Here is a 17,194-nt window from a genome sequence, read left to right on the forward strand (position 1 = left end):
GCAGGTAGGCCTCGACGATGCAGTCGAGCAGCATCCGCCTCTCGATGCTCGGCGCCCGCGCCGCTAGCCCAGGGCGCGGCGCAGCTCTTTGCGCGACGCGATCTCGAGCTTGGTGAAGACGTTCTTGAGATGCCACTCGACGGTGCGGGAGCTGATGAAGAGCTCGGCGCCGATCTCAGGGTTCGTGTGGCCGGCGAGGGCGAGACGCGCGATGTGCTCCTCGTGCGCAGTGAGGTCGCCGCGCGTGTCGTCGCGGCGCTTGCGGGCGGTCTCGCCCGTCGCCACCAGTTCGTGGTGCGCGCGCTCGGCGAAGCCGTCGGCGCCGACCGCCGCGAACAGGTCGTGCGCGGTCCGCAGCGGCTCGCGCGCATCGGAGCGGCGGCGGCTGCGGCGCAGCCACTCGCCGTGCAACAGGTGAGAGCGCGCGAGCTCCGTCCGCAGCGGCGTGCGTTCGAGGTGCTCGACCGAGGCGCGATAGTCGGCTTCGTCGTCGGTCAGCAGGGCGCGTACCCGCGCGGCTATGCCCCGCTGCCAGTCGCTGTCGACGTCGCGGGTCGAGACCCAGTCGAGGGCGGCTTCGAGCACCGGTTGATCCCCCGTGCGCGACGCCGCCTCGGCCAGCTCACCCACGACGAACATGCCGAGCGCGACGTGGTCGCGGTGCTCGAAGGCCTGCCGTGCCGCCTCGCGGGCCGCGTCGTAGCGGCCGATGCCGTTGTAGAGCACCGCCTTCGCGTAGGTCGCGACGTCGACCATCCGGCCCAGCCCGCGCGCGCTCGCGCCCGCCACCATGCGCTCGATCAGCTCGCCTGCCCGCGCCTCGTACCCGCGCCAGGCCGCGAGCAGCAGCTCGTTGTAGCCGACCGCCGTGCTGTCCGTCGCGACGGCGAGCGCCCGCTCCTCGGAGATCAGCACCTCGGCCTCGGCCAGCTCGCCGCGTGCCAGCGTGCAGCGGGCGAGGAAGTTGAGCGCGAACTGCAGTTGCACGAGCGCGCCGGCGTCGCGGGCGACACGTACCTGCCGCGAGGCGAGCTCATGCCAGGCGTCGATGTCCCAGAGGTCCAGCGCGATCAACCCGGCCGCGCGGAACCCCGTCAGCCACAGCCAGTGGCCGAGCTCTCGATCCGGAGTGGGCAAGGCGAGCACGGTCTCCAGCGCGGGGCGCATCTCCGGCGCGGTTCCCTCACGGAGCCGGGTGGCGAGCGCGTCGAGGACGACGTCGACCGCGGTCGGCGCGGCGGGCGCCGGCGGGGCGGCGCGGGCGGCCTCGAGGATGGTGCCGTCGTCGGCGGACCAGATCGCGGCGCCGAGCGCCTCGAGCTGCGTCATGCGGGCGAGCTGCGGGTCGAGCGGCTCCAGGCGCCTGGCCGCGTCGCCGAGCAGCCGGGCGGCGTCGCCCGCGCGGCGGTCGTCGAACGCTATCCGTCCCCGGAGATGCTCCGCCTCCGCTGCCTGCAAGGCCGAGAGCGGCCCGGCCGCGCTCAGCAGCTGCTCTGCCTCGTCCAGCGCTCCCGCGTCGCGCTTGGCGTGCGCCGCCGCCAACAGGCGGCGGGTGCGTTCGACGGGGTCCGGCGTGAGCTCCGCCGCGCGTGCGAGAAAGCCGGCGGCGGCCGCGACGCCGCCGCGGGCCTGCGCGTCGGCGGCCGCGTGCTCGAGCTCCGCGGCCACCGCCTCGTCCGGCCCCGATGACGCCTGGGCGTGGTGCCACGCGCGCCGATCCGGCGCCTCGGTGACCTCAGCCAGTGCCGCGTGCAGCGCGCAGCGTTCGTCGGCCGACGCCGAGCGGTAGGCCGCGGAGTGCAGCAGCGGATGCCGGAAGCGGATCTGCGCGCCGACCTCGACCAGGTCAGGATCGAAGTCCGCGGTGATCCCGAGCCGGTCGGCCGCGCGCCGCACCAGCGAGACGTCGGCCTCCGGGTCCGCGGCCGCGAGCTGCAGCAGCGTGCGGCTCTCGGCGGAGAGCGCCTCGATGCGCCGGCGGTAGCCGTCCTCGATGTCGAGCGGAGCGGGTCTGGCGAAGCCGCCGTCCGCGGTCATCCAGCGCGGCAGCTCGAGCAGCGCGAGCGGGTTGCCTTGGGCCTCGGCGACGATCCGCTCCCGCACGCCCTCGTCGATCGGGCCTGGGACGACGGTCTCGAGCAACGCGCGCGCGTCCGCCTCGGCGAGCCCGCTCACCGCCAGCTCCGGCAGGCCGCCCAGGAGCTGCTCCTGTCGCACCGCGAACACGAGCCCGAGCGGCTCGGCCAGGGCGCGTCCGGCGACGAACTCGAGCACGCGGGCGGAAGCGTCGTCGAGCCATTGGAAGTCGTCGATCACACACAGGAAGGGTTGCGCGTCGGCGGTCAGCAGGCCGAGCGTCGCGAGCCCCACCAGGAGACGGTCGGGTCGCTCGCCGGCGGCGAGCCCGAGCGCGACCTCCAGCGCAAGCCGCTGCGGCTGGGGGAGGATCGGGAGCCGGCTCAGCAGCGGCGCGCACAGCAGGTGCAGGCCCGCGTAGGCGAACTCGAGCTCGGACTCGACCCCTGCGATCGAGGCGACCCGGAACCCGGACGCCCGCTCGGCGGCGTAGCCGAGCAGGGCCGTCTTGCCGACCCCGGGTTCGCCACGCAGCACGAGCACGCCGCTGCGGCCCTCACGCACCTGCGCGAGCAGCTGGTCCAGCCGCTCACACTCGGCGGCGCGTCCCCGCAGCATGGCCGCGGAGCCTAATGGCCGACCAGTGCGCTGGCCAGGGATCACACCTCTGCGACCCGCGGCAGATCATGGCCGGCGCCTGGCTCTAAGGCACCGGCATCAGCTCGGCCTCGCGCTCAGGCAGTGCATCCGCGAGCTCGCGGCGCGAGGTGATGCCAAGCTTGCCGAGGATCTTGCGCATGTGCCACTCGACCGTGCGGTGGCTGAGGAAGAGCTGGGCGCCGATCTCCGCGTTGGTCAGCCCGTCGCGGGCCATGCGGGCGATCTGCGCCTCCTGCGGGGTGAGCTCGTCGCGCGTGTCGTCGCTGCGCTTGCGGACGGTCTCGCCGGTGGCGGCCAGCTCGCGGCGCGCGCGCTCGGCGAACGCGGCCGCGCCCATCTCGTCCAGCGCGGCGTAGGCAGACTTCAGCTGGACGCGCGCATCAACGCGACGCCCTTCGCGGCGCAGCCACTCGCCATAGACGAGCTCGGCGCGCGCGTGGTGGACGATGACCTTCGAGCGGCTGAGCTGCTCGATCGCCTCACGGTAGAGCGCGTCGGCGTCGTCGCCACCGGCCAGCAACGCACGCGAGCGGGCTTCGATCCCGCGCGCCCATGGGGTGGTGCTCAGCGACGAGCGCTCCGCCAAGCGCGTCAAGGCCAGATCGGCCGCGGCGGTGTCGCCGTTACGCACCGCGGCCTCGATCAGCTCGGGTAGCACCCACACGTTGAAGCCGAGCCCGTCATGGTCGTACGCGCGCTGAGCGGCTTGGTGCGCTTCGGCGTATTCGCCGTATCCGAGGTGCAGCGTGGCGACCGCCCACTCGCCGACCTCGACCGCGAACCCCTCGCCGCGCGCGGTCCCGCCGGCGATCGCGGCCTCACGCAGCGCGAAGGTGCGTTCGCGGTCGCCGCGCCAGGCGGCGAGCAGCACGGCGAAGTCGGCGATCGGGACGCTCGAAGTCGCCGTCGTGATCGTGTCGGCCTCGTGCACGAGTTGCTCGCAGACGCCGAACGCCCCGGCGAACAGCTGATGGGCCGCAGAGTAGTTCAGCGCGAATGGGAGGACGCCGAGCGCGCCGCGGTCGCGAGCGGTCGCGGCCAGCCCGGTGGCGATCGCCGCGCAAGCGTCGTCGTTCCACAAATCCATCGCGAGCTGACAGGCGAGCCAGCACCAGGCGATGTTCTCGTGCCGGAAGCCCTCCTCCTGGAACACGTCGAGCGCGTACGCGACAGCTGGCAGCGCAGGCTCGTATCCGCGGGCGAGCCTGGTGGTGAGGCCGCGGAGCAACAGGTCGATCGAGCGCACAGAGCCCGAGGCGGCGGCCGCGTCGGCGGCTTCGAGGACGCCTTCGGCGCGCGCGAAGCGCCCGCTGCGCACGGCCGCCCACAGCGCTTCGAGGTGGGTCTCGCGCGCGAGCTCAGGGTCCAGCGGCTCGAGTCGGCGAGCGGCGGCGCTGAGCATCGCCGGCGTGTCGCTCCCGCGCGTACGGGTGAACGCGATCCGCGCCCGCAGACGATCCACCCGCGCATGCTGCAGCTCGTCGAGCGGGCAGCTTGAGGCGACGGTGAGCAACGCCTCGGCGGCGTCGGTGGCGCCCGCGTCGAACTTCGCGTGCGCGGCCGCCAGCGCGCGCGTCCCGCGTTGCCCGGGGTCGGGCGTGAGCTCGGCCGCGCGCTCCAGGAAAGCCGCCGCGGCGGTCATGCCTCCGCGTGACCGTGCGCGCGACGCCGACTGCTCGAGTTCGACGGCGATCTCTTCGTCGGGCACGGGGGTCGCGTGCGCGCGATGCCACGCGCGGCGGTCGGGATCGACGCTCGGATCGGTGGCATCGGCGAGCGCGGCGTGAACGCGGCGACGCACGGCGGCGGGCGCGGCGCGGTAGGCCGCCGAGCGCACGAGCGGATGCCGGAAGCGCACGCGCGCTTCGAGCGAGATCAACCCCTCGGTCTCGGCGGCGCTGATGGCGTCGGGCGGGATCCCGAGCCTCTCGAGCGCACCGAACATGAGGGTCACGTCCCCGACAGGTTCGGCCGCGGCGACGAAGAGCAACCGCTGCGTCGCCTCGGGCAGCGCCTCAATGCGACGCAAGAAGCTCGCTTCCACGCGGCCCGCGACGGCCTGCTGCGGGAGGCCGAACCCGCCGGCGAGCTCGGCCGGCGTCAACCCGCGCGGCAGCTCCAGCAGCGCCAGTGGGTTGCCTCGGGTCTCGGCCACGATCCGGTCGCGCACCTGCTGGTCGAGACCGCCGGGGAGGGCCGAGTCGAGCAGCTCGCGTGCGTCGTGATCGTTGAGCCCCGCGAGCGTGAGATCCGCCAACCCGCCGAGCACTCGCTCCTCGTTCGGCTCGCGGACCGCGAAGACGATCGCCAGCCGCTCCGCCGTCAAGCGTCGCGCGACGAACGACAGCATCTGCACCGACGTCTTGTCGAGCCATTGCACGTCATCGACGAGGCACAGCAGTGGCTGCTCGTCGGCGGCGTCGGTGAGCACACCCAGCGCCGCCAGCGCCACCAGGAAGGGATCGGGGACGGGGCCTTCGAGCAGCCCGAACGCGACCCGCAGCGCGTCGCGCTGCGGCGGCGCGAGTGCGGCGGCGCGGTCGAGCAGCGAAGCGCCGAACAGCTGCTGCAGGCCGGCCAGCGGCAGCTCGAGCTCGGATTCGACGCCGGCCGCCCGCGCCACCGCGAACCCGGTGGCGATCGCGGCCGCGTAGTCGAGCAGGACGGACTTGCCGACGCCGGGCTCGCCGCGCAGGACGAGCACCGATCCGTGGCCGCCGCGCGCCGCTTCGAGCACCCGCTCGAGGGCGACGCACTCGGCGTCGCGGCCCAACGGCGCACTCACTTTGGCGACGTCCATTCCAGGTCCCGTCGCGACGTTACCGCAGGCGGCGCATCAGCATCACGATCGAGGCGAGACGACCCAGGTCCACCACGGCCAGATCGTGAGGGGACGACACCGGGATGCCGCCCGTGCCCAGACCGGTGCTCGCACGGGTGCGAGCACTGACGGCGGAGACGACCTTGTCGAGACCGAGCAGCTTCGACGAAAGGGAACCACCATGAACGTCAAGGACAAGGTCGCCGTCGTGACGGGCGGCGCCAGCGGCATCGGCCTCGCGCTGTCGACCCGCTTCGCCCAGGAGGGTGCGCACGTCGTGCTCTCGGACCTCCGCCAGGACGCCACCGAGCGCGCGGCCGCCGCGATCGGCGCCTACCCCGTGGCCGCCGACGTCGGCCGCGAGGAGGACATCAAGCACCTCGTCGAGGCCACGATCGAGCGCTTCGGGCGCGTCGACCTGTTCGTCTCCAACGCCGGCATCGCCATCGACGGTGGGCTCGAGACGACCACCGAGCAGTGGCAGAAGATCATCGGCGTCAACCTCATGTCCGAGATCTACGCGGCCAAGTACGCGATCCCGCACATGCTCGAACAGGGCAGCGGCTACCTGCTCAACGTCGCCTCGGCGGCAGGGCTGCTGGTGATCTACGACACGGTCTCCTACACCGTCACCAAGCACGCGGCGATCGGCTTCACCGAGTGGCTGGCCTCCATGTACGAGGACAGCGGCATCGGCGTCAGCGTGCTCGTCCCGGCGGCCGTGCGCACGCCGATCCTGGCCGGCAAGTTCGACACCCCGGAGGGCCGGGACGCGATCACCACCGACAAGCTCGCCGACATCGTCATGGACGGGCTCGCGGAGGAGCGCTTCCTGATCAACACGCACCCGTGGGTGCTCGACAAGTTCGCGGTCAAGGGCCGCGACTACGAGCAGTACATCGCGATGATGCGCGCCGGCCATGCCGCCGAGCTCGCACGGACGTAACCCGAAAGGAGAAGGAAACAATGACCACCATCGACCATCAATCGGCGGTCGAAGCGAGGATCGCGCAGCTGCGGGAGCTGTTCGCCGACGCGCCGGAAGTGGGCAAGGTCGCGCTGGAGAATGTGATCGAGCAGTTGCGGTCCGACGCCGCGACCACGCCGCCACCGCCGATCGAGAGCGCCGGCCGGGTCGGCAGCCGGCTGGGCAAGGTGTCCGAGCTGACGATCCTCGTCCCGCTCGCGCCGGGCGGCGGCCCTCGGCTGCGGACGTTCCTGCAGCTGTTCGGCGGCAACCTCGCCGGTGCCGACGATGTCGGCAGCGTGCACGACATGCGCTTCGTGTTCCTCGACGACGACACGCGGATGCTGTTCGCCACCACGTACGACGGGGACTGGGACGCGTACATCGACGACTTCGCGACCAAGATCCCGGACTTCCTGGACATCATCGATTCGGCCTGGGAGGGTTGGCCGGGGATCCGCAGCCCCGAGGCCAAGGACTACCTGGCCGCCCATCAGGTCACCGCCGAGGGCTGGTACGTGGCCAACGATCTGACGGTGGCCGAGACGCGCCGCCTGAAGAAGATCGGCCGGGCCGTCGACGAGTTCCTGGACAAGATCGGGGACTGAGCGTCATGGCACGCAACGACCGGCTCGAGCTCGAGGACATCCAGGCCACGGTGCTGCGCTACCGGCCTGAGCCGTACTACGGCACGCACGTCATGCTGCGCGTGGACGATGCCCGGGCCGGTCGTGAGCTCCTGCGCGGGCTGGCGCCTCACGTCGACTCCGCCGCCGAGTGGCGGCAGCCCGGCGAACCGTGGATCGCGGTCGCGATCACCTACGCGGGGTTGGTGGCGCTGGGCCTGCCGGCGGAGTCGCTGAACAGCTTCCCGGAGGCGTTCCGGGTCGGCATGGCGGGACGTTCCGGGCAGCTGCTCGATGTCGGCGACAACGACCCGGCGCACTGGCATCACCCGTTCGGGTCCGGCGAGATCCACCTCGGTGTGAGTGTGTTCAGCGGCTCCGAGGAGGCGTGGCACCGGACGCTGGAGACGGCCCGGCAGCACTATGCGGGCCGGCCAGGTCTGGCTGTCGTCGCGACGCAGGACTTCGGCGCCCAGCCGGGCGATCTCAACCCGCTCGGCTACCGCGATTCGATCGGCCAGCCCGCGATCGAGGGCAGCGGCGTCGCGCCGCTGCCCGGTCAGGGCCGGCCGATCAAGGCGGGCGAGTTCATCCTCGGCTACCCGGGGGAGAGCGGCGGGCCGCTGCCCGCGCCGGCACCCGGCGTGTTGGGCCGCAACGGCACGTACGTCGGCCTACGCAAGTACGAGTCGCGGGTCGCCACCTTCAACCGCTTCCTGCGCGAGCATGCGCAGACCGATCGGGAGCGTGAGCTGCTCGCGGCGAAGCTGGTGGGTCGCTGGCGCAGCGGGGCGCCGCTGACGCTCGCGCCCGAGGTTGACGACCCGGAGCTCGGCGCGGATCCGTCACGCAACGACGACTTCACCTACGCCGGCGATCCCCACGGCCACCAGGTGCCACTCGGCTCGCACATGCGACGCATGAACCCGCGCGACACCAAGATGGCGTTGCTCACCGACGTCAACCTCCACCGCATCATCCGCCGCAGCACCACCTACGGGAAGCCGTACGACCCGGAAGCCCTCGGCGACGCGGAGGACGGCGGTCGCGGCCTGTACTTCATCTTCCTCAGCGCCAAGGCGATGGACACGCTCGAGTTCCTTCAGCGCGAGTGGATCAACAACGGCAACTTCATGAGCCTCGGCGCCGAACGTGACCCGAACGTCGGCCTGCAGGAGGCCGGCGCGACGTTCACGATCCCGCAGACGCCGGTCCGGCGACGCATCCACGAGATCGAGACCTTCAACGCGCTGCGCGGCGGCGAGTACTTCTTCCTGCCCTCACTGAGCGCACTGCGCTGGATCGCCAACCTGCCGTAGCGATAGGGTCGGCCGGTGGACCGGCCGGCGGTGACGCTCCTGGGACGGCAGGCGGAATGTGACTTCCTGAAAGCGGCGCTGGCCGAGGCGCGTGAAGGGCGAAGCCGCGTCGTCGTCCTGCGCGGCGAGGCCGGCGCGGGTAAGAGCGCGCTGCTGGACTTCGTCGTCGGGCACGCCGCGGGCTGGCGCATCTGCACGGCAGTCGGCATCGAGTCCGAGATGGAGCTCGCCTACAGCGGCCTGCACCAGCTCTGTGCGCCGATGCTCGACCAGCTCGACCAGCTGCCTGGCCCGCAACAGAATGCGCTGCGCACGGTCTTCGGCCAGCAGACCGGCCCGCCGCCGGATCGGTTCTTGGTCGCGTTGGCCACGCTGACGCTGCTGGCCGAGGTCGCCGAGCGCCGACCACTCCTGTGCGTCATCGACGACGCCCACTGGCTCGATACCGCCTCGGCCCAGATCGTGCTGTTCGTCGGCCGCCGTCTGCTCGCGGAACCGCTCGCGCTCGTCTGCGCGGCGCGCAGCCCGTTCGATCCCGAGGTCCTCGTCGGGCTGCCGGAGCTGCGCGTGAGCGCACTCGGCGTGGTCGACGCCCGGGCGCTGCTGGTGGGCAACCTGAACGTCCCGTTCGACGCCGCGGTGTGTGAGCAGATCGTCACCGAGAGCCACGGCAACCCGCTCGCCCTGCTGGAGCTGCCGCGGACCTGGAACATTGCCGACATCGCGGGCGGTTTCGGGCTCCCGGCTCGGCATGCCGTCGCGGGCAAGATCGAACAGAGCTACGCCAAGCGCCTTGAGTCACTCCCGGCCGACACGCAACTGCTCGTCCTGGCCGCCGCTGCTGAGCCGCTCGGCGATCCGCTGTTGCTGCAGCGCGCCGCGCAGTACCTCGGCGTCGACATGACCGCGTCCGGCGCGGCCGTGGATGCGGGCCTGCTCAGCGTCAGCGCGCGCGTGGCCTTCGCCCACCCGCTGGTGCGCTCCGCGGCCTACGGGTCGGCGACGGACGAAGAGCGCCGACGCATGCACTTCGCGCTGGCCGAAGCGACGGACCCCGAGCGCGATGCGGACCGGCGCGCCTGGCATCGGGCGCGTGCGACCGTGGGCGCCGACGAGGACGTCGCGGCCGAGCTCGAGCGCTCTGCCGAACGTGCGCAGGCCCGCGGGGGCGTCGCCGCGGCGGCGGCTTTCCTCGAGCGCGCAGCGGCGCTCTCACCGGATCCGGGCCGGCGCGCGCGGCGCTCCTTGGCGGCCGCCGAGGCCAAGCAGTTGGCCGGAGCGCCTGAGGCCGCTTCGGCGCTTCTCGTGGCCGCTGCCGCGGGCCCGCTCGATCCGCTCGACAGCGCACTCGCAAAGCGCCTGCAGGGAGAGATCGCCATGGGCCTCCGGCAGGCGCCGACGGCGTTCCCATTTCTCCTCGACGCGGCACGCCTGCTGGAATCGGTGAACCCGGATCTCGCACGCGACACGTACCTGACGGTGTTGCAAGCCGCGAGCGTCGCCGGTCGATTCGCCCCGCACATGACGCGCTCGGGTGCCGAGGCTGCCCGCGACGCGCCGCCTCCGGACGGCACACCGCGCGCCGTCGACCTGCTCGTGGCCGGCCTGGCGGTCCGTTTCACCGACGGTCATGCCGCCAGTACGCGACTGCTCAAGCGCGCGGTAGACGCCCTGCGAGAGGAAGGCCCGCAAAGCGTCCGCTGGCCGGTGTTCGCGCGTCGCATCGCCTTCGATCTCTTCGACCTCGAGGCGTGCCGTGCGCTCGCGACGCCGGGCGTCGAGCTGGCGCGCGGGCGAGGCGCTCTGGGCCTGCTCCCGCACGCGCTCGAGCTCATGTCACTCCCGCGGATCTTCGCAGGCGATCTCGGCGGCGCGGAGACCCTCCTCCAGGAGGCCGACACGATCGCCGAGGCTACCCACACGGAACCGATCGGGTTCGCGCGCTTCACCCTCGCGGGCTTCCAGGGCGACGAAGAGGCGCTGGCGGCGCTGAGCGCCGCCGTCCTGCCGAGGGCGACCACCCGCGGCGACAGCATGACCGTGACGTTCGGCGAACACGCCCGCGCGCTCGCGTTCAACGGCCTCGGCCGCTACGACGCGGCGCTTGGAGAGGCGCAAAGCGCCGTCGCGCAGGATGAGCCGGCCACCTCGACTTGGTCGTTGCCCGAGCTGATCGAGGCGGCCGCCCGGTGCGGCGCCGACGCGGCCGCGGCGGACGCGTTCGAACGCCTCAGCGAACGGACGCAGGCCGCCGGGACCGAATGGGCGCTGGGCATCGAGGCGCGCTCGCGTGCGCTGCTCGTACCGGAGCCCGAGGAGCTTTACCGCGAGGCCATCGACCGCCTGGGGCGTGACGGCATCGCCCCGGAACAGGCCCGCGCGCACCTGCTGTACGGCGAATGGCTGCGCCGCGACGGCCGGCGCGTCGACGCCCGCGAGCAGCTCGAGGTGGCGCACGGCACATTGAGCACGATCGGCATGCGGGCGTTCGCAGAGCGCGCACGCCGGGAGTTGGAGGCGACGGGCGCGACCGTGCGCAAACGAACGCCGGACACCCTGGACGATCTCACCGCCCAGGAGACCCAGATCGCCGAGCTCGCGCGCGACGGCTACTCCAATCGCGAGATCGCGGGCCAGCTGTTCCTCAGCGCGCGCACCGTCGAGTGGCATCTGCGCAAGGTCTTCGCGAAGCTGGGGATCAAGTCGCGCCGGGAGCTCGTGTCGGCGCTGGAGCGATCGCCCGCCCTGGCCGTCAGAGGCGGGGTGTGAGATGGCAGACGCAGATCGTCCGTACGTCGTCCGGCCGGATCGGTTGTACACGCGCGACTTCCTGATGCAGGGGTGGCGGCCCGGAGAGGATCATTCCGTGACGCTCGACGGGCGCATCTATGACTACGTCAAGGCGCACGGTGGTCGTGCGCCCGACATGGACGAGGGGTTGGCGCAGCGCGTCCACGATCATTTCATCGATGTCGCACTGGCCACGTTCCTGATGCGAACCGGCCGGCCGGTGGTCGGGATCATGGGTGGGTCGACCGCGACGGCCGCCGACGGCAACTACCGGCGTGTCGTCCGCTTGACGGCCGCGTTGAACCGGCGCGGATACCTGGTCGTCTCCGGCGGTGGACTCGGGATCATGGAGGCCGCCAATCTCGGCGCCTACCTCGCTGATGCCTCCGACACCGAGCGCGACGACGCCGTGGACGCACTCGGGGCCGCTCCCCCATGGGCGCGCGACGCTGCCGGATATATGGGCGTCGCGGACGGGATCCGGGAGCGCTTCGCGCCGGGTGGGACGAACCTGGCGATCCCGACGTGGGTGACGGCCGGCGAACCGATCAGCCAGTTCGCGTCACACATCGCGAAGTACTTCTCGAACAGCATCCGTGAGGACGGACTGCTCGCGGTGGCCACGGCGGGCATCGTGTTCGCGCCGGGCGGCGCGGGCACGATGCAGGAGATCTTCCAGGATGCCGCCCAGAACGCCTATCGCGTGTTCGGTCGCAGCCCGATGGCGTTTCTCGACCGCCAGCACTACTGCGAGGAGACCGCTCTCTACCCGGCGCTGACGCGCCAAGCCACGCGACTGGGGTTCGCCGACCTGTTGAGCATCGCCGACGAGCCCGGACAGATTCTTGATCGGTTCCCGATAGTGACGACGCGGCCGGATCTGGAGGACATGCCGCCGGAGATGCTCGTCCGGCGCATCCGCAACCGGGGTTGAGTCACGCGGCCGCGGCGAGGAGATCCCAGCGCGGGTCGTCGCTGCTCCAGCGATTGACGATCGCGTCGACGCTGAGCGTGTGGACGGACTGATCGAGGATGCCGTTGGCCGCGGCCAGGTCGAGGACCTGCAGATAGGTGCTGACGGAGTCCGTGGGCAGCGCGGCGGCGACGCTGGTGACGCTGTCGGCCACGTCGCGCATGTCGACGAGGACGAACACGCCGGCGACCTCGGCGCCCTCGCCGGTCAACGCGGCGGCGAAGCGCTCCACCGCTGTGCCGCTGGCCACGGCGTCGTCCACCAGCAACACGCGCCGACCCGCCACCTCGGCCCCGCGGACCCGCGGCTCGTCGATCTCGTGACCGCGATACCCCGGCTTGCGGACGAACGCGAACGGCAGCCCCGCCGCCAGCGAGATCGCCGCGGCCAGCGGCACGCCGGCGGTCTCGGCGCCGACAATCACCTCGACGCCCAGCTCGCGAGCGAAGCGCGCGCCCCGGGTCCCGAGATCGCGCAGCAGGACAGGATCGGCGAAGGCGCTCTCCAGCGACAGCGGATGGATCGGCGTGCGGCCGCCGTCCCAGCGGCTGGCGCCGGCGCGCACCAGCCCGGGGGCCATGGCCAACCGAGCGGCGAGGGCACGATCAACATCTTCGGTGGGGGCGTACGAGGTCACGATTCTTGGCTCCTGCTGCGCTCGTTGGTGATGTCACCAGCGTCCCGCGCAGCACCCTGGGTCGCACCCGTGCGGGACACTGGTCTCGACAACCAGGGCCCCGGAGGCGGCCGGCGCACCCTTGGCGTTCACGATCGCCGCGCCGCGCCGCAGGCAGACGGGTCACGGCTTTGCGGATTCCACAGGCAATCGGGGCGGAAGTCTTGGGATTCCCCCGGCGATCTTCGGCCGCGGGACCGGTAAACCTGTTCTGTCGGGTCAGCCGTACTCGGGTGGGACGACTGGTCGGATCGCGCCGGGTGCGATGCCGTGTCGGCGCTGAGGGCGCCCGACGGGTTTGTTGCGCGTGCGCGGCCGCGGATGGCGATGTCCAGGTTTGGAGAACGACGCGCACATGCACACGGTCAATGGCGGGCGCACTGAGGGGCTTCGGCTCGGGATGGCGACGCGTGAACTCCACCGGACGGTCGCGCGGCTGCGCGCCGGACTGCTGGTCGCAGTGGCGGTACTTGCGGGCGTCGGGGCGCTCTGCCCGGGGGCCGCGAGGGCCGCGGCCGGGACGCTGAGCAGCGGGAGCTACAGCGGCGCGGTGGGCGCGATTGCCTATCAGTTGTATGTCCCGTCGTCGTATTCGCCGACGACGTCTGTGCCATTGGTGGTGGCGTTGCACGGTTGCACGCAGACCGCCGACGGGTTCCGGCAGCTGACGCGCTGGGACGCGCTGGCGGAGGCCAAGGGCTTCATCGTCGTGTTCCCGCAGCAGGACACGGACTCGAACTCGCTCAGGTGCTGGGACTTCTTCGCGGATTCGAGCATGCACCGCGGAGCGGGCGAGCCGGCGCGGATCGCCGCGGTGACGAGCCTGATCGAGAACACCTACAACGTTGATCCCCACCGGGTCTATGTGAACGGGCTCTCGGCCGGAGGGGCGATGACGTCGGTCATGGCGGCGACCTATCCGGACTACTTCGCCGCGATCGGCATCGGCTCGGGCTGTGAGTACGCGGCGACGGCCGCCTGCGCGGGCTATCAGAGCGCCGACCCCACCCAGGCCGCCCAGGCGGCCTACCAGGAGATGGGCGCACGGGCGCGCCCGATGCCGTTCATCGACTTCCAGGGCGATCAGGACAAGACGGTGCCACCCGTCAACGCCGACCAGTTGGTCAAGCAGTGGCTGTTGACCGACGATCTGGCCGACGACGGCGCGGCCAACCACTCCGTGGCGACCACGCCCGCGTCGACGTCCTCGGGCAATGGGTCAGCGAGCGAGACATACACGCTCAGCACCTACGACGACCACGCGAAACACGAGCTGGGGGACTATCGGGTCGTCCACGGCATGGCCCACGCCTGGTCGGGCGGGGACGGGTCGCAGCCGTACTCCGACCCAACCGGGCCCGATGAGACGGGGGCGATGTATGCGTTCTTCATGCGCCACCCCGACTCGTCACTGACGCGCCCGGCGCCCCCGGCGGTGAGCCAGCCGTCGCCGACCGCGTCGCCGTCGCCGACCGCGTCGCCGGCCGCGTCGCCGGCGCCCGCGGATGCGCCGGTGTCGCCGGCCGGTCCCGCCCGAGTGCCGACCGTGTCCAAGCTGGGGCTCACCCACGGCCGGATCGCCTTCACGATCTCAGGCCCAGGATCGGCGACGCTGCGGCTCCAGCGACGCGTTGCCGGCCGCTGCGCGACCGTAGCCCGCAAGCGCCGCGACGACTGCGCTCGCTACACGACCAAGGTCAGGATCGCGCGCACCGTGGCCCACGCCGGTCGCATCGCCATCGCCGTGCCCAAGCACAGCGGCGGGCACCGGCTGCCACGCGGGCGCTACCGCGCGATGGTGACGCCCGCCGACCCGGCAGGGCGCACGGGCAATCCGCGGACCCTGGCCGTCGTCCTGCACTAGCCCGATCAACCCACCGCAGGCCGCGGCCGCCAAACGACGACTTCAGGCATGTCACCGCCAAGGGGGTCGTTCTGGCCCGCAGGGCCGGGGAGGGGAGCGGAGATACGACCGTCGGGCCAAGCATTCGAAGGGCAAGTGTTGCCTGAGCACAGATTCGCTTCGAAAATTCGAGCCCTACGGGGCTAACGCGCGGTGTGCTCTATCGACATCCTCTAATCATCGGTCTCTTCGATGCAGCTGCAGTCCTCACCACACCGCTTCTTCCGGACGATTTTCTCGGGCAGCTGAACCCGCTCTGGTCGACACGCGAGCCGCGCGGCCGTGTGGAAGCCGTGGTATCCGAGACCCGCGAATGCGTGACGCTGTGGCTGCGGCCGGGTCGCGGTTGGCCCGCGCATCTGCCGGGCCAGTACGTCCGCGTGGGTGTCGACGTCGACGGCGTGCGGCACTGGCGCACCTATTCGCTCACGTCGGTCCCGGGCAGGCGCGATGGTCGGATCGCGATCACCGTCAAGCGAATCGCGGGTGGGCTGGTGTCCGACTACCTCGTCAGTCATGCGCGGCGGGGCATGGTGGTTCGGCTCGCGCCGCCGACCGGGCAGTTCGTGCTCCCGGAAGTGGTCGAGCACGCGCTGCTGTTCGTGACCGCCGGTAGCGGCGTGACGCCGATCATGGGGATGCTGCGAGCGCTGTCGCAGCGCTCGGGGGGCCTTCCCGACGTCGTGCACGTGCACATCTCCCCATCGTTGGACGACACGATCTTCGGCGGTGATCTCCGCGCGCTCGAGTGCCGGCACGAGCGCTACACGTTGCACGAGCACCACGATGATCGGCACGGGCGGTGGGACGTCGCCGAACTCGACCGCTGCGTGCCTGACTGGAGTGAGCGCCAGACCTGGGCGTGCGGCCCGGCCGGCTTGCTCGACGCACTGAGCACGCGCTTCGCGCGCGCCGGCGTCTCCGATCAGTTGCACCTCGAGCGCTTCCGCCCCGTTCTCGCCTCCGTCGACCTGGACCGCGAGGGCGGCCGCGTCCGCTTCCTCGCCAGCGGCAAAGAGGTCGAGACCGACGGAACGACACCGCTGTTGGTGGCCGGCGAGCAAGCGGGCGCGCTGCTTCCCCACGGGTGTCGCATGGGCATCTGCAACTCCTGCATCGGGCGCCTGCGGTCTGGCGCCGTACGCGACCTGCGCACCGGCGACGTCCAGCACGCCGAAGGCCAGATGGTGCGTACCTGCGTGTCCGTGGCTGCCGGCCCGATCGAGATCGATCTCTAACCAGGACTCCCCTCATGAACACGTTTCTCGAACATCTGACGCCCGGCGACCTCGACGACATCGGCCGTGAACTCGATGCCATCCGCGACGAGGTCATGGCCGACCTCGGCGAGCGTGATGCCGCCTACATCCGCAAGGTCGTGAAGGTCCAGCGCGGCCTCGAAGGCGCGGGACGCGCCTCCCTGCTGGTCTCGCTGTTCCCGCCCGCGTGGCTTGCGGGCACGACCGCGCTCGCGGTCGCCAAGGTGCTCGAGAACATGGAGCTCGGGCATAACGTGATGCACGGCCAGTGGGACTGGATGCGCGACCCCGAGATCCATTCCGCGACGTGGGAGTGGGACAACGTCTCGGCCGCCGAAGGCTGGAAGAAGTCCCACAACTACGAGCACCACACCTACACCAACATCCTCGGGAAAGACCGGGATCTCGGCTACACGGTGCTGCGCCTCGATCCCGACCAGCCGTGGAAGCCGTTTCACCTCGCCCAGCCACTGCTCAACGTCGTACTCGCCGTCGGTTTCGAGTGGGGCGTCGCGCTCTACGACCTCGAGCTCGACGAAGCGCGCAAAGGACGCAAGCCCTGGAGCCGGGTCGCTTCCGACGGTGGCCGGCTCGCCCGCAAGGCCGCACGACAGATCACCAAGGACTACGTCGCGTGGCCGCTGCTCTCGGGCCCATCCGCCGTACCGGCCCTGCTCGGCAACCTGACGGCCAACGTGGCGCGCAACGTCTGGACCCACGCCGTCATCTTCTGCGGGCATTTCCCCGACGGCGCGGAGACGTTCGACTTCGACGAGTCAGACCTCGACGGCGAATCCCGCGGCGGCTGGTACGTCCGCCAGTTGCTCGGCTCCTGCAACGTCGACGGACCGCCCGTCGTGCATCTCATGAGCGGCCACCTGAGCTATCAGATCGAGCACCATCTGTTCCCGGACCTGCCATCCAACCGCTACGCCGAAGTGGCACCGCGGGTCCGCGACTTGTGCGAGCGCTACGACCTGCCGTACGTGAGCGGCACGCTGCCCCGACAGTACGCGCAGGTACTGCGCAAGATCCTGCGCATGTCACTGCCCGGCGGCGAAGGCACCCCAAACGCGGCAACGGTGCGCGAGGCCTCTGATCTGCCCTTGGCTGCCTAGGAGCTG

At 71.5% G+C, this 17,194-nt stretch carries 11 protein-coding genes; 8 read left to right on the forward strand and 3 right to left on the reverse strand.

Annotated elements, in window-relative coordinates:
• Nucleotides 1–63 precede the first annotated feature (63 nt).
• Nucleotides 64–2,694 (reverse strand): ATP-binding protein, encoded by a 2,631-nt coding sequence (locus OM076_RS37470; RefSeq protein ID WP_270045299.1) that lies wholly within the window; start codon nt 2,692–2,694, stop codon nt 64–66.
• Nucleotides 2,695–2,779: 85 nt separating this feature from the next.
• On the reverse strand, nt 2,780–5,536 hold the full coding sequence (locus tag OM076_RS37475) for an AAA family ATPase (RefSeq protein WP_270045300.1): 2,757 nt from the start codon (nt 5,534–5,536) through the stop codon (nt 2,780–2,782).
• A 202-nt stretch (nt 5,537–5,738) separates the two neighbouring features.
• Between OM076_RS37475 and OM076_RS37480 the strand changes: the two genes are divergently transcribed.
• Genes OM076_RS37480 through OM076_RS37500 form a run of 5 tightly spaced genes read left to right on the forward strand, consistent with a single transcriptional unit; the run spans nt 5,739 to nt 12,193 of the window.
• The gene (locus OM076_RS37480) at nt 5,739–6,503 is read left to right on the forward strand and encodes an SDR family oxidoreductase (protein ID WP_270045301.1); all 765 of its coding nucleotides are present in this window, start codon (nt 5,739–5,741) and stop codon (nt 6,501–6,503) included.
• A gap of 20 nt (nt 6,504–6,523) precedes the next feature.
• Nucleotides 6,524–7,132 (forward strand): hypothetical protein, encoded by a 609-nt coding sequence (locus OM076_RS37485; protein WP_270045302.1) that lies wholly within the window; start codon nt 6,524–6,526, stop codon nt 7,130–7,132.
• Nucleotides 7,133–7,137: 5 nt separating this feature from the next.
• Nucleotides 7,138–8,469 carry a Dyp-type peroxidase gene (locus OM076_RS37490; protein ID WP_270045303.1) on the forward strand — a complete coding sequence of 444 codons (1,332 nt, stop codon included), beginning with the start codon at nt 7,138–7,140 and terminating at the stop codon, nt 8,467–8,469.
• Nucleotides 8,470–8,484: 15 nt separating this feature from the next.
• Nucleotides 8,485–11,238, forward strand: a complete 2,754-nt coding sequence (locus OM076_RS37495) for an AAA family ATPase (protein WP_270045304.1) — start codon at nt 8,485–8,487, stop codon at nt 11,236–11,238.
• Between the two features lies 1 nt (nt 11,239).
• A complete protein-coding gene (locus tag OM076_RS37500) occupies nt 11,240–12,193 on the forward strand; it encodes an LOG family protein (RefSeq protein ID WP_270045305.1) in 954 nt (317 codons plus the stop codon).
• 1 nt (nt 12,194) lies between these two features.
• On the opposite strand, the gene OM076_RS37505 is transcribed toward OM076_RS37500, so the two are convergent.
• Complete coding sequence (locus OM076_RS37505) at nt 12,195–12,812, reverse strand: orotate phosphoribosyltransferase (protein ID WP_270045306.1); 618 nt, start codon at nt 12,810–12,812, stop codon at nt 12,195–12,197.
• A 496-nt stretch (nt 12,813–13,308) separates the two neighbouring features.
• Between OM076_RS37505 and OM076_RS37510 the strand changes: the two genes are divergently transcribed.
• The 3 genes from OM076_RS37510 (at nt 13,309) to OM076_RS37520 (ending at nt 17,188) form a co-directional block, all read left to right on the forward strand.
• The gene (locus tag OM076_RS37510; RefSeq protein ID WP_270045307.1) at nt 13,309–14,772 is read left to right on the forward strand and encodes an extracellular catalytic domain type 1 short-chain-length polyhydroxyalkanoate depolymerase; all 1,464 of its coding nucleotides are present in this window, start codon (nt 13,309–13,311) and stop codon (nt 14,770–14,772) included.
• A 323-nt stretch (nt 14,773–15,095) separates the two neighbouring features.
• Nucleotides 15,096–16,049 carry a ferredoxin reductase gene (locus tag OM076_RS37515; RefSeq protein WP_270045308.1) on the forward strand — a complete coding sequence of 318 codons (954 nt, stop codon included), beginning with the start codon at nt 15,096–15,098 and terminating at the stop codon, nt 16,047–16,049.
• A 14-nt stretch (nt 16,050–16,063) separates the two neighbouring features.
• The gene (locus OM076_RS37520; protein WP_270045309.1) at nt 16,064–17,188 is read left to right on the forward strand and encodes a fatty acid desaturase family protein; all 1,125 of its coding nucleotides are present in this window, start codon (nt 16,064–16,066) and stop codon (nt 17,186–17,188) included.
• Nucleotides 17,189–17,194 lie beyond the last annotated feature (6 nt).

Source organism: Solirubrobacter ginsenosidimutans (genome assembly GCF_027587205.1).

Coding starts and splice junctions, on each gene's coding strand:
- OM076_RS37470 (WP_270045299.1), bottom strand. CDS start 2,694: ATGCTGCGGGGACGCGCCGCCGAGTGTGAGCGGCTGGACCAGCTGCTC.
- OM076_RS37505 (WP_270045306.1), bottom strand. CDS start 12,812: ATGGCCCCCGGGCTGGTGCGCGCCGGCGCCAGCCGCTGGGACGGCGGC.
- OM076_RS37500 (WP_270045305.1), top strand. CDS start 11,240: ATGGCAGACGCAGATCGTCCGTACGTCGTCCGGCCGGATCGGTTGTAC.
- OM076_RS37510 (WP_270045307.1), top strand. CDS start 13,309: ATGGCGACGCGTGAACTCCACCGGACGGTCGCGCGGCTGCGCGCCGGA.
- OM076_RS37520 (WP_270045309.1), top strand. CDS start 16,064: ATGAACACGTTTCTCGAACATCTGACGCCCGGCGACCTCGACGACATC.
- OM076_RS37485 (WP_270045302.1), top strand. CDS start 6,524: ATGACCACCATCGACCATCAATCGGCGGTCGAAGCGAGGATCGCGCAG.
- OM076_RS37480 (WP_270045301.1), top strand. CDS start 5,739: ATGAACGTCAAGGACAAGGTCGCCGTCGTGACGGGCGGCGCCAGCGGC.
- OM076_RS37475 (WP_270045300.1), bottom strand. CDS start 5,536: ATGGACGTCGCCAAAGTGAGTGCGCCGTTGGGCCGCGACGCCGAGTGC.
- OM076_RS37490 (WP_270045303.1), top strand. CDS start 7,138: ATGGCACGCAACGACCGGCTCGAGCTCGAGGACATCCAGGCCACGGTG.